This window comes from Streptomyces sp. NBC_00193 (assembly GCF_026342735.1).
In the GTDB taxonomy this organism is placed as follows: Bacteria; Actinomycetota; Actinomycetes; order Streptomycetales; family Streptomycetaceae; genus Streptomyces; species Streptomyces stoeckheimensis.
Genome location: NZ_JAPEMM010000001.1, coordinates 1,514,118 through 1,526,371, shown reverse-complemented (window position 1 = coordinate 1,526,371; position 12,254 = coordinate 1,514,118). Strand labels below are relative to the sequence as shown.

General features: G+C 72.1%; 9 protein-coding genes. 7 read left to right on the top strand and 2 right to left on the bottom strand.

Features of this window, described 5'->3' with window-relative positions:
• Positions 1 to 51: 51 nt before the first annotated feature.
• Together OG898_RS06310 and OG898_RS06305 are read right to left on the bottom strand one after the other, a co-directional pair.
• Positions 52 to 1,299: a helix-turn-helix domain-containing protein gene (locus tag OG898_RS06310; protein WP_250750590.1), complete on the bottom strand. Its 1,248-nt coding sequence runs from the start codon at positions 1,297 to 1,299 to the stop codon at positions 52 to 54.
• A gap of 245 nt (positions 1,300 to 1,544) precedes the next feature.
• Positions 1,545 to 3,299, bottom strand: coding sequence for a PucR family transcriptional regulator (locus OG898_RS06305; RefSeq protein WP_266955509.1), 1,755 nt, complete (start codon positions 3,297 to 3,299; stop codon positions 1,545 to 1,547).
• A gap of 208 nt (positions 3,300 to 3,507) precedes the next feature.
• Between OG898_RS06305 and OG898_RS06300 the strand changes: the two genes are divergently transcribed.
• The 7 genes from OG898_RS06300 (at position 3,508) to OG898_RS06270 (ending at position 12,249) form a co-directional block, all read left to right on the top strand.
• Positions 3,508 to 4,401, top strand: a complete 894-nt coding sequence (locus OG898_RS06300) for a xanthine dehydrogenase family protein subunit M (protein WP_266955507.1) — start codon at positions 3,508 to 3,510, stop codon at positions 4,399 to 4,401.
• 1 nt (position 4,402) lies between these two features.
• Positions 4,403 to 4,537 carry a hypothetical protein gene (locus OG898_RS06295; protein WP_266955505.1) on the top strand — a complete coding sequence of 45 codons (135 nt, stop codon included), beginning with the start codon at positions 4,403 to 4,405 and terminating at the stop codon, positions 4,535 to 4,537.
• Between the two features lie 27 nt (positions 4,538 to 4,564).
• On the top strand, positions 4,565 to 5,029 hold the full coding sequence (locus OG898_RS06290) for a (2Fe-2S)-binding protein (protein WP_266955503.1): 465 nt from the start codon (positions 4,565 to 4,567) through the stop codon (positions 5,027 to 5,029).
• A 2-nt stretch (positions 5,030 to 5,031) separates the two neighbouring features.
• Positions 5,032 to 7,431 carry a xanthine dehydrogenase family protein molybdopterin-binding subunit gene (locus tag OG898_RS06285; RefSeq protein ID WP_266955501.1) on the top strand — a complete coding sequence of 800 codons (2,400 nt, stop codon included), beginning with the start codon at positions 5,032 to 5,034 and terminating at the stop codon, positions 7,429 to 7,431.
• Between the two features lie 265 nt (positions 7,432 to 7,696).
• On the top strand, positions 7,697 to 9,265 hold the full coding sequence (locus OG898_RS06280; RefSeq protein WP_250750599.1) for a class I adenylate-forming enzyme family protein: 1,569 nt from the start codon (positions 7,697 to 7,699) through the stop codon (positions 9,263 to 9,265).
• Between the two features lie 219 nt (positions 9,266 to 9,484).
• The gene (locus tag OG898_RS06275; RefSeq protein WP_266955498.1) at positions 9,485 to 10,417 is read left to right on the top strand and encodes an aromatic prenyltransferase; all 933 of its coding nucleotides are present in this window, start codon (positions 9,485 to 9,487) and stop codon (positions 10,415 to 10,417) included.
• Positions 10,418 to 10,482: 65 nt separating this feature from the next.
• Positions 10,483 to 12,249, top strand: coding sequence for an FAD-dependent monooxygenase (locus OG898_RS06270; RefSeq protein WP_250750603.1), 1,767 nt, complete (start codon positions 10,483 to 10,485; stop codon positions 12,247 to 12,249).
• The last annotated feature ends 5 nt before the right edge of the window (positions 12,250 to 12,254 follow it).

The following is a 12,254-nucleotide window of genomic DNA, read 5'->3' as shown; positions in this document are numbered from 1 at the left end:
AAGCCCGGTGCGCAGCGTCGGCCCGGGCCGGTGACGGTCGTGGAGCGGGTGTCAGTCGTGAGCGGGAGCGAGTACCCGGGCCAGCACGGGCTGCAGATCGCGTACGGACCGGCTGCTGCGGAACCGGGACAGTTCCCGCGCCAGACGTCTGACGTCGCTGTTCACCGTCGCCGAGGGAACGACCGGCATCAGCCCCAGAAGCTCCCCCGCGATCGTGCACGCGTGCTCGACCTCGCCGGAGGCGGCGTGCGCCAAGGACCTGCGGAAGCCGTACCGGGCGCGGGTGCGCAATGCGTGCGGCGGGAGGCGGCGGCACTCCTGGTCGAGGACATCGGCGGCGGCCTTGGGCCGGCCGAGGTCGTACAGGCACCAGCCGGTCGTCATCGCCGCTGGGTCGCTCACGTGGGTGGTACCGATGACGGGGTCGGCGCCGCTGCGGGCATCGTCGCTGCCGAGCAGCTCACGTGCTCTTTCAAGACTGCGCAGGCACGCGCGTTCCTCGCCGGCGAGGGCGTGGCCCTGCGCCTCCCGCTGGGCCGCGAGGCCCCGGATGCGCGGAGGGAGTTCGCCGCTCTGGGCCCGCCGGGCGAGGCCGACGGTTCCGACGGCGTCCCCGCCGTAGAGCGTGACCAGGGCTCGGCGCACGAGCGCGTAGGAACCGAGGTACGGATCGCCCCCGGCGCGCGCCAGTTCGGCAGCCTCAGCGGTCCAGCCCAGTGCCGCGCGGCTGTCTCCGGCCTCCTGGGCCATCCAGCCGGTGAACTCCGCGAACCGCGACGCGAGCAGGAGCGTCGAGGCCCGAGTGGCGGCGGACGAGCTGTCGGCAGCCAGGCCGGTGACCGTGCGCGTCTGTATCTCCAGCAGCGGGAGCAGGACCTTCGGGGCGGTGGACTGACCGAGCCTTCGCAGCTGGCCGAACTGGGCGTGGAAGGAGGGCAGGAGGGGGTCGGTGACAGGGGACGGCTGACCGGCGCGTTTCAGGCCGAGGTCGATCAGCGCCCCCGTACCCGCGGCAAGGAGCTCCCGGCGTCCGACGAGCCAGGGGCTCGGGGCGGTGGGGGTTTCGGAGGTGCAGGAGTCGGTACCGGGCCGGACTGCCAGGCCGTGCAGCTGGCCGTTCGCACCGAGGAAGGCGTCGCACCGCTGGGCCAGTTCGGGGGACGCGAGACGCTCCCCGCGCTCGACCTTGCTGAGGTGCCCCTTGTCGTAGTTGAGCGCCGCGGCGAACTCGGTCAGAGTCAGCCCCGCTTCCTGTCGTAATCGGCGAAGTTCCGGGCCGAAAAGCGAAGTAGTACTCATCATGAGCCCCCTTGAACGCTGGTCCCTGTCGCTGCCTGCCGCTGGTTACCGGTCCTGCACCCGACCGGAGTGAACACCCGTCGTGACGACCTGGTCTCGCTTCGTGTCCGAGAGTGAGTTTGGCACGGGGTTCGCCTCGGGAATCGGTGTTCGGCGGTGTTGCCCGTTGCCTCTTCTGTGGGGCGTCTGTTCCTCGCCGTGACCGGAATTGACCGTGCGGGCGCGGGAGCGCCGGGGGCGGGCTGTCAGCCGGATTTCAGGGCCGCCAGGAAGTCCAGCCGGGTTTCCAGGCGGGACAGGTCGCGGTCCGTGAGGTGTTCGATGCGGGCGATGCGCCGGCGCAGCGAGTTCACGTGGAGGTGGAGGCGGGCCGCGCAGGCGGTCCAGGAGGCTTCGCAGTCGAGGAAGGCCTCCAAGGTGGCCAGGAGGTCGGTCCGGTGGCGGGCGTCGTGATCGCGCAGGGGGCCCAGGAGGCGGGCGGCGAAGGCCCGGCGGGCTTCGGCCGGGATCAGGGGGAGCAGGGTCAGGATGTGCGAGGTGAGGTCCTCGGGGCCGCGGACGGTCACCCGCTCGGGGGCGGCGTGGGCGATCCGCAGGGCGTTGTGGGCCTGCTCCAGCGACCGGCGGGCGTTGCCCGGCTCGGCCACCGGGGAGCTGACGCCGACGGAGACGCTGTCCCCCGGGCCGAGCCAGCGGGCGAGCGCCGCGGAGAGCCTGCGCTGGAGCGCGGCGTGGTCGAGGGCCGGGTCGGGACGGGTGTCCGAGGGCTCGGGAACCAGGACGAGGAGTACGGCCCGGTCGCCGTCGACGGTGGCGGCGATGTCCTGCGAGGAGACCGGCACCGGGCCGTCCTCCTGGACCAGGGCCTCCTCCAGGAGGACGCGCAGGGCTGCGGCGGGGACGGGGCCGGCTGCGTGGCGCTCGCCCGAGGCGACCACGAACTGGCAGCGCGGCCAGTGGCCGACCCCGCTGACCACGGCCTGCGCGGTGCTGCGCAGGCGGACGGGGATCTCCTCGGCCGGGACGCTGCTGTCGTGCAGCAGGGCGAGGGACCGGTCGGCCAGGTCGTTGCGGGCCGTCTTGGACTGTTCGTGGGCGGAGCGGGCGTCGGCGACCAGTTCGGCGGTGCGGTCGAGGAGTTCCCGGTCGGGGGCGGGCCAGAGCGAGGTGTCGGACTCCATGACGAGCAGCCAGTCGCCCAGTTCGGCGGCCTGGCGGGGGAGTCCGGGTCCCGGCAACGGCAACGGCACCGGCACCGGCACCGGTACGAGGGAGTAGAGGCGGGCCCCGACCGTGACGGTGTGCGGGGCCGTCCCGCCCGCGCGGCGGGCGGCGAGGTGGCGGGCGGCCAGTGCCGCCGCGGTCTTGGCGGGCAGCGGCGGCCGGGCTCCGGCGATCTGGCGTCCGGTCGCGGACAGGACGCGCACGTCGAGGCCGAGGGTGTGCCGCAGCAGCTCCAGTACGGAGTCCGGGGCGGCCCGGTCGGCGAGGAGCCGGCGGTGGCGTTCGACCAGGGCGGCGAGGGAGGCCACGGAGGCCGGGGAGGCCACGGAGGCCGGGGAGGCCACGGAGGCCGGGCCGGCGGGGCTGCCGGGGTCCCGGCGGTGCAGCCGACGCAGGACGCGCTCGGTGACCGCGGCGAACGAGGTCTCCGGCCGTACGGCGATCAGCGGGAGCCCGTGGCGCCGGCAGGCGCGCACCAGGTCGTGCGGGACGAGTCCGTGCTCGACCTCGCCCGCCGCGAGGGCCGTGACGCCCGCCCGGCGCAGGACGCGTACGAACGACTCGGCGTCGCCGTCCGCGCGCCACCAGGCGAGCCCCGTGAGGACGAGCTCTCCGCCGGTGAGGAAGCGGCCGGGGTCGGCCAGGTCGTTGGTCGCGACGGCGGAAATGACCCGGTCGAGCAGGCCGTCGGCCGAGGAGCCGGTCTCGTCGGTGGCATGGCCGACGAGCAGGAGCAGTCCGAGCTCGGTGTCGTCCAGGAGTTCACGCAGCCGCATGATCGCTACTTTCGCACGCCGCGGGGTGTGTGGCGGAGAGAACGGTGCAGCTCACGGGCGTGTGAGCGTACGAAAGCACGCTCGTCCACAGCCGTCGGCGAAGCCGGTTCTGAGCGATCGGTGACTGCCTCGCCCCGTGGGGGCCGCGGTGTACTTCTGCGCATGCGGCCGACGACTTCTGGCCACATGCGAACGAGGAGAGCCGCTCATGGAATTTCTTCGCCCCGCCGACTGGGGGGAGGCGCTCGCCGCGAAGGCCGCCCACCCCACGGCCGTGCCGATCGCGGGCGGGACGGACGTGATGGTCGAGATCAACTTCGACCACCGGCGTCCCGGGTACCTGCTGGACCTGAACCGCATCGCGGAGCTGCGGGAGTGGGTGGTGGGTGAGGACGCGGTCCGGCTGGGGGCGTCCGTGCCGTACGCGCGGATCATGGAGGGGCTCCGCCGGGAGCTTCCGGGTCTCGCGCTCGCCTCGCACACCGTGGCCTCGCCGCAGATCCGCAACCGCGGCAGCGTCGGCGGCAACCTCGGTACCGCCTCACCGGCCGGCGACTCCCACCCCGCGCTCCTCGCGGCGGGTGCCGAGGTCGAGGTGGAGTCCGTACGCGGATCCCGCCTGATCCCGATCGACGAGTTCTACACCGGCGTCAAGCGCAACGCGCTGGCCCCCGACGAGCTGATCCGGGCCGTCCACGTCACCAAGGCCGACGGCCCCCAGCAGTACTCCAAGGTGGGCACGCGCAACGCCATGGTGATCGCCGTCTGCCCCTTCGGGCTCGCCCTGCACCCGGACGGCAGGACGGTGCGCACCGGCGTCGGCTCGGCGGCGCCGACGCCGGTCCGGGCGAAGGCCGCCGAGGAGTTCCTGAACGCCGCGCTCGAAGAGGGCGGGTTCTGGGACAACGGCCGGACCCTCACCCCGTCGGTCGCCAAGCGGTTCGCGGAGCTCTGCGCGGGGGCCGCGAACCCGATCGACGACGTCCGCGGTACCGCGAGCTACCGCAAGCACGCCGTCGGCATCATGGCCCGCCGCGCGCTCGGCTGGACCTGGGAGTCGTACCGCCGCGGAACGAGCCGCGGCACGGAAGGAGTTGCGTGACATGCGCGTGAACCTCACGGTCAACGGCCGCCGGAGAGAGGCGGATGACGTCTGGGAGGGGGAGTCCCTCCTCTACCTGCTGCGGGAGCGGCTGGGGCTGCCCGGCTCCAAGAACGCCTGCGAGCAGGGGGAATGAGGTTCCTGCACCGTCCGTCTCGACGGAGTGCCGGTCTGTTCCTGCCTGGTCGCGGCCGGTCAGGCCGAGGGCAGGGACGTGGTGACGGTCGAGGGACTGGCCGCCTACGCCGGGCAGCGTGTCGCGCACGGGGGTCGCGACACGAGCACGGTCGTAGGCGAGAGCGAGAGCGAGAGCGAGAGCGGCAGCGGGAGCAGCTGCGGCAGCGGGAGCGACGGAGCCGAGGGCGACGCCGACGCCGGCAGCCGACTCTCCGCCGTCCAGCAGGCGTTCATCGACTGCGGCGCCGTCCAGTGCGGGTTCTGCACGCCCGGTCTGCTGGTCGCCGCCGACGAGCTCCTGGAGCGGGTCGGCGAGCCGTCCGACGCGGACATCCGCGAGGCCCTGTCCGGCAACCTCTGCCGCTGCACGGGCTACGAGAAGATCCTGGACGCGGTGCGCCTGGCCGCTGCCCGCCGGGAACACGAAGGACTCCAGGAAGAGGCGGTCTGATCATGGCTGGCACCACCACCGGCATTCCCACCGAGGTCACCCAGGGCACCCAGGGCACCCGCACCAAGGGCGGCATCGGAGAGTCGACGCTGCGCCCGGACGGCACCCTGAAGGTGACCGGCGAGTTCGCGTACTCCTCGGACATGTGGCACGAGGAGATGCTGTGGGGCCAGACGCTCCGCAGCACCGTCGCCCACGCCGAGATCCTGTCCATCGACGTCTCCGAGGCCCTGACCGTGCCCGGCGTCCACGCGGTCATGACCTACGAGGACCTGCCGACCCCGGTCAAGTACTACGGGATGGAGTTCCAGGACACTCCGGTCCTGGCGCACGGCAAGGTCCGCCACCACGGCGAGCCGGTCGCCCTGGTGGCGGCCGACCACCCGGAGACGGCCCGCCGCGCCGCCGCCAAGATCAAGATCGAGTACCGGGAGCTGCCCCTCGTCACCGACGAGGCCTCCGCCCTGGCACCCGGCGCCGTACTCGTCCACGAGAACCGCGACGACCACCACGCCGGTCACGTCCCGCACCCGAACATCGTGCACCGCCAGCCCGTCGTCCGCGGGGACGCGGCGGCGGCCCGGGAGCGCGCCGACGTCATCGTCACCGGCGAGTACACCTTCGGCATGCAGGACCAGGCCTTCCTCGGCCCCGAGTCCGGCCTCGCGGTGCCCTGCGAGGACGGGGGAGTCGACCTGTACGTGGCCACCCAGTGGCTGCACTCGGACCTCAAGCAGATCGCCCCGGTCCTCGGTCTGCCCGAGGAGAAGGTCCGCATGACGATGGCCGGCGTCGGCGGCGCCTTCGGCGGCCGCGAGGACATCTCGATGCAGATCCTCGCCGGCTTGCTCGCGCTGCGCACGGGCAAGCCGGTGAAGATGGTCTACAACCGCTTCGAGTCCTTCTTCGGCCACGTGCACCGCCACCCGGCGAAGCTGTACTACGAGCACGGCGCCACCCGGGACGGCAAGCTCACGCACATGAAGTGCAAGATCGTGCTCGACGGCGGGGCCTACGCCTCGTCCACGGCCTCGGTCGTCGGCAACGCGGCCTCCCTCTCGGTCGGCCCGTACGTCATCGACGACGTGGACATCGAGGCGGTCGGCCTCTACACGAACAACCCGCCGTGCGGCGCGATGCGCGGGTTCGGCGCCGTCCAGGCCTGCTTCGCGTACGAGGCGCAGATGGACAAGCTCGCCGCGAAGCTCGGCATGGACCCGGTGGAGTTCCGGCAGCTCAACGCCATGGAGCAGGGCACGGTCATGCCCACCGGCCAGGTCGTCGAAGGCGCGGCCCCGGTCGCCGAGCTGCTGCGCCGGGTCAAGGCCCGCCCGCTGCCGCCCGAGCGCCAGTGGGAGAGCGCCGACGGCGCGGCCGACGTGCGCGCGCTGCCGGGCGGCCTGTCGAACACCACGCACGGCGAGGGGGTCGTCCGCGGCGTCGGCTACGCCGTCGGCATCAAGAACGTCGGCTTCTCCGAGGGCTTCGACGACTACTCCACGGCCAAGGTGCGCCTGGAGGTCATCAACGGCGAGGCCGTCGCGCTGGTCCACACGGCCATGGCGGAGGTCGGCCAGGGCGGCATCACCATCCACGCGCAGATCGCCCGTACCGAGCTCGGTGTCCAGCAGGTCACCATCCACCCGGCCGACACCCGGGTGGGCTCGGCCGGTTCGACCTCGGCGGGCCGCCAGACGTACATGACCGGCGGATCCATCAAGAACTCCTGCGGGCTCGTCCGCGAGAAGGTCCTGGAGATCGGCCGGCGCAAGTTCGGCGACCGGCACGCGGCGTGGGCCGACGCCGAACTCCTCCTGGAGGACGGGAAGGTGGTCACGGACGGGGGAGAGGTCCTCGTCGCCCTCGTGGACGTCCTGGAGGACGAGGTCGTGGAGATCGAGGCGGAGTGGCGCCACCGCCCCACCGAAGCCTTCGACCTGCGGACCGGCCAGGGCAACGGCCACGTCCAGTACTCCTTCGCCGCGCACCGCGCGGTCGTGGAGGTGGACACCGAGCTCGGCCTCGTCAAGGTCGTCGAGCTCGCCACCGCCCAGGACGTGGGCAAGGCGCTCAACCCGCTGTCCGTGGTCGGCCAGATCCAGGGCGGCACCGTCCAGGGCCTGGGCGTCGCGATCATGGAGGAGATCATCGTGGACCCGAAGACCGCGAAGGTGAAGAACCCCTCCTTCACGGACTACCTGCTCCCGACCATCCTCGACACGCCGACGCTCCCGGTCGACTACCTCGAAATGGGCGACCCGCACTCCCCGTACGGGGTCCGGGGCATCGGCGAGGCCCCGACCCTGTCCTCCACCCCGGCCGTCCTCGCGGCGATCCGCGCCGCGACCGGACTGGAGCTGACCAAGACCCCGGTCCGCCCGGAGCACCTCACCGGCTCCTGACGCAGGTCACCGAGGGCCGGCTCCGCCAGGGGCCGGCCCCTCGCCGCGCCCGCCCCGCGGAGCGCCACCGAGTACCGTCGAGCGCCACCGAGTACCACCGGGCGCCACCGAGTACCGCCGGGCGACGCCGAGGCCAAGTGGCGGCCAACTCGCGGGTCAGTTCCGACCAAGTCCTCCGGCGGATGCTGGGGCTCCGAAGTGTCGTTATACAGACCGCCGTTGTCCAGCGAACACCGGGAGCGACGCGGGTCTGGACGGAGGTCTCATGAGGCGGAATTCGATACACAAGCAGGGTCTCTATCTCGGGTCCGTCCCGGAACGGGCCGCGGTGGCCAACGGTGCGACGCCGCTGACCCTCGATCACGACCTCGACGTCCTGCCCGGGGCGGGCCGGCGCCTGACGGTGGCCGAACTCGCCGGGCACGTGGAGGACCTCGCGGGCCGGATCTCGGCCGCCGGGGTGAAGGCCGGCGAGCACGTGGTGGTCCACAAGGCGGCCAACTTCGACGTCTGGCTGCTGGCCACCGCGGTGGCGCGCACGGGCGCGGTCCCGGTCATGCTGTCGCACACGCTGGACGGCCCGACCCTCGCCGCCCTCATGGAGCGGCTCGACAAGCCGCACCTGCTCACGGACGGCCCCAAGCTGGAGGCGCTGGCCGGGCTGCCGCTCGCCGAGCTCACCCGGAGCGTGATCAGCGTGGGGGAGTCCGCCCCCGGAGTGGTCTCGCTCGCCGAGCTCGCAGGCTCGCCGGGTGTACGTCCCCGCCTGCAGGGCCTGGACGAGCCGGCGATGATCACGCACACGTCCGGCACCACCGGGATACCCAAGCTCGTGGTGCACACCCCTCGGACGATGCGCGCCCGGCTGCGGCCGCAGCTGGTCCTGCTCGCGCTGATGCGCAAGCGGGAGACGGTCGCGATCCACATCGCCTTCGGCCACTCCCGGATGTTCGCGGCGATGGCCCTGTGCCTCACCAAGGGCATGCCGGTGCTGCTGGTCAACCGCGGCGCCCCCGAGGACGTCGCCGAGTTCTTCCTGAAGCACCGGCCGGGCCTGATCGAGGCGCTCCCCAACTCCTTCCTGGCGTGGGAGAACCTGGCCGACGATCCCCGCAAGCCCTTCGCCTCGGTGAAGTACTTCAGCAGCACCTTCGACGCGATCCACCCGAGGACGGTCCGCCGGCTCCTCGGGGCCTCCGCGCGCAGGGCGCAGTTCTTCCAGATCTACGGGCAGAGCGAGGTCGGCCCGGCCGTCGGCCGGCCGTACTACCGCTGGTCCGCGCACCGGATGGACGGGCGCTGCGTGGGCTACCCGCTGCCGGGCAGCGCGCGGGTGCGGCTGGTGAGCCAGAACGGCAAGCGGCCCTCCGCGCAGAACCCCGGGCTCATCGACGCCCGTTGGGACGGCATAGCCAAGACGTACCACGGTGAGCAGGAGCGCTACGACGCCAACGTGCACGACGGCTGGTGGCGCACCGGGGACGTCGGCTACCGCAGCAAGTTCGGCTGCCTGCACATGCTCGACCGGGAGATCGACATGATCCCCGGGGTGGGCAGCAGCCTGGAGATCGAGGACCTCGTGCTGGACAAGCTGGAGGAACTGGTCGAGCTCGTCGTCGTACTGGGCCCCGATTCCCGGGGCGTCCCGATCGTCTGCACCCACGGCGACGAGCCGCTCGACCGTGACCGCTGGCGCACGGCCGTCGCCGCATATCCCCAGCTGGCCGATCCGATCCAGATCCCGCTTGCCGAACTGCCCCGTACGGCCACGATGAAGACCCGCCGGGTGGAACTGTCCCGCCGGCTTGAGGAGAAGCTCCTGCGGCAGGGCTGAGCCCGTCGGCGGCCGCGGGCCGCACACCACGCTCCCGGCGGACGGGGCTCCAACGAGAGCCCCCGGTCCGCCGGGAGCTCGGCATGTCCGCACCCGGGCACACACAGCCGCGCCCCGGCCTGCGGGTTCGCCGCCAAGTCGGCGTCAAGTCGCGGAACAGTGGACGGCAAGATCGGTGTCCGAGTCTTGCCCACATGAAGCGTCAAGATGATGACAGCCATGAGTGAGGCGGCCGGGAGCACCGAAGAAAGCCCGGTGCACGTTCTCTACGCGGCCATCGAGGAAGCGGCCGGCCTGCTGGACGTGGAGTGCGCGCGGGACAAGGTCCTGCCCATCCTGGACATGTACGGCGACGCCCTCGCGCAGGCCGTGGTCGCGTTCCGGCTCGGGACCGGCCGGAAGCACGAGGGTGAGCTCGACTGCCGGTTCACGACCCCGCTGGACGTGGACCCGTACGCGCTCGCCGTGGAACACGGCCTGACCCCGCGGACGGACCACCCCGTCGGTGCCCTGCTCTCGGACATCCGGGACGCCTGCCCGATCGACAGCTACGGAATCGACTTCGGGGTCGTCCGCGGTTTCAAGAAGATCTGGCTGGTCTTTCCCCGGAACGACCTGCAGGCGATTTCCAAGCTCGCCGGAATTCCGTCGATGCCGCCCAGCCTCGGGAAGAGCATCGAGTTCTTCGACCGGTACGGCATGGGCGAAACGGTCGGCCTGCTCGGGATCGACTACAAGCACAAGACCGTCAACGTGTACTTCGGCGAGCCCCCCACGGGCGGCTTCGCACCGGAGGCCGTGCGGTCGATGCTCCGCGAGGTCGACCAGGCGGAGCCGAGCGACCAGATGCTCGCACTCGGCCGGCAGGCCTTCGGCATCTACGTGACCCTGAACTGGGACAACCCGAAGGTCGAGCGGATCTGCTTCGCCGTGGCCACCGAGGACCCGACCTCGCTCACCGTCCAACTGGACCCGAAGGTCGAGCGGTTCGTGAAGCACGTGCTCGCGGCGGATCCCACCACGAAGTTCGTGTACGCCGTCGCCTCCCAGCCCGACGGCGAGTACTACAAGCTCCAGTCCTATTACCGGTGGCAGCCCGGAGTGCTCGACATCATGCAACTGGAAGACGGGGCGCTGGAAAACCCGGTCTAACCACCCTCTCCCCCCTGCGCATTGCTCATTTCGGGCTGTCATTTTCTGGAAGGACGAAGACGAACATGGGAACCATCGAAGTTCCGGTCCTGATCGTGGGCGGGGGCGGGACGGGCCTGTCGGCCTCCGCCTTCCTGTCCGACCACGGGGTCGGCCACGTGCTGGTGGAGCGCCGCGCGGACACCTCGCGGCTGCCGAAGGCGCACTACATCAACCAGCGCACGATGGAGGTCTTCCGCCAGCACGGTCTGGACGCGGAGGTGCGCGAACAGGGCGCGCCCCTGGAGAAGTTCGGCAAGGTCCGCTACCAGACCACGCTGACCGGCGCCGGTCCGCTGGACGCGCGGCTGATCCACGAGATGGACGGCTTCGGCGGCGGCGGGCTCAGCGAGACGTACGCGGCGGCCGGGCCCGCCCTGTCGGCGAAGCTGCCCCAGGTGCGGCTGGAGCCGATCCTGCGCGAGCACGCCGAGCGCCGCAATCCCGGTCGCGTCCTGTTCGGCCACGAGCTCACCTCGATCTCCGAGGAGGGCGACCGCGTCACCGCCGAGATCCGCGACGTCGAGACCGGTGAGACCACCACGGTCGTGGCGCAGTACGCCATCGCGGCCGACGGCGGCCGCACGGTCGGCGCGGCCCTCGGCGTGACCATGCAGGGCCTGCCCTCCCTGTTCGACGCCACGACGGTCTACTTCTCCGCCGACCTGTCGGAGGTGTGGAACGAGGGCTCGCTCATCACCTGGTTCCTCAACCCCTACCGCCAGGACCTCTCCAGCGCCCTCATCGAGATGGGTCCGACCTGGGGCAAGAACTGCGAGGAGTGGGGTCTGCACGTCCACCTCGCCGGCGTGGACCGCACCGACCCGCAGGCGGTGACCGCCCGGATCCGCGAGGTCCTCGGCCTGCCCGAGCTGGACGTGACCCTGCACGACGTGACGAGCTGGACCGTGGAGGCGGTGCTCGCCGAGCACTACCGCCACGGACGGGTCTTCCTCGCCGGTGACGCCGCGCACCGCCAGCCGCCCGCCGTCGGACTCGGCCTGAACACCGGCATCCAGGACGCGCACAACCTCGCCTGGAAGCTGGCGGCGGTCGTCGCCGGCAACGCTCCCGACAGCCTGCTCGACACCTACGAGGCGGAGCGCAAGCCGGTCGGCCAGTTCAACCTGGGCTGGGCCATGTCCGCGGCCTCCCACCACCAGGTCGTCATCGATGGGGCCATCGGCCTCGGCCAGCACATCCCGCCGGAGCGCCGTACGCCGGTGTTCTTCGGCTACTTCGCCCCGACCCCGGTCGGCGCCGCCCAGCGTCAGCGGGCCGCGGAGATCTTCGCGACCCACCGCGGCGAGTGCCAGGCCCACGACGTGGAGATCGGCTTCGCCTACGAGGCGGGCGCCGTCGTGCCCGACGGCAGCCGGCCGCCGGCCCGCTCGGCTCTGGGCGACGTGTACGAGCCCACCACCCGCCCGGGACACCGACTGCCCCACGCGTGGATCGAGCGGGACGGCCGTCGCCTGTCCACGCACGACCTGACCGGTGCCCGCACCGGCTTCGTCCTGATCACCGGCCCCGAGGGGACGGCGTGGTCCGAGGCGGCCGCCCGGGCGTCGGAGACGTTCTCGGTCCCGGTCGTCGCCGTCGCCATCGGTGAAGGCGCGGAGTACGCCGACGTCGACGGTGCGTGGGAGGCGGTCCGCCAGACGGCCGCCGACGGCGCCGTCCTGGTCCGGCCCGACAACCACGTCGCCTGGCGCAGCGCGGGCGGCGAGGAGAACCCGGCCGAGGCGCTGGCCGCCGCGCTCGCGCAGGTCCTGGAGCAGAAGGCCCCGTAAGCGCA

What these genes read in the sequence shown, in the direction of transcription:
- OG898_RS06305 (WP_266955509.1), bottom strand. Translation starts at nt 3,299, where the DNA reads ATGCGGCTGCGTGAACTCCTGGACGACACCGAGCTCGGACTGCTCCTG.
- OG898_RS06270 (WP_250750603.1), top strand. Translation starts at nt 10,483, where the DNA reads ATGGGAACCATCGAAGTTCCGGTCCTGATCGTGGGCGGGGGCGGGACG.
- OG898_RS06275 (WP_266955498.1), top strand. Translation starts at nt 9,485, where the DNA reads ATGAGTGAGGCGGCCGGGAGCACCGAAGAAAGCCCGGTGCACGTTCTC.
- OG898_RS06285 (WP_266955501.1), top strand. Translation starts at nt 5,032, where the DNA reads ATGGCTGGCACCACCACCGGCATTCCCACCGAGGTCACCCAGGGCACC.
- OG898_RS06300 (WP_266955507.1), top strand. Translation starts at nt 3,508, where the DNA reads ATGGAATTTCTTCGCCCCGCCGACTGGGGGGAGGCGCTCGCCGCGAAG.
- OG898_RS06280 (WP_250750599.1), top strand. Translation starts at nt 7,697, where the DNA reads ATGAGGCGGAATTCGATACACAAGCAGGGTCTCTATCTCGGGTCCGTC.
- OG898_RS06310 (WP_250750590.1), bottom strand. Translation starts at nt 1,299, where the DNA reads ATGAGTACTACTTCGCTTTTCGGCCCGGAACTTCGCCGATTACGACAG.
- OG898_RS06295 (WP_266955505.1), top strand. Translation starts at nt 4,403, where the DNA reads ATGCGCGTGAACCTCACGGTCAACGGCCGCCGGAGAGAGGCGGATGAC.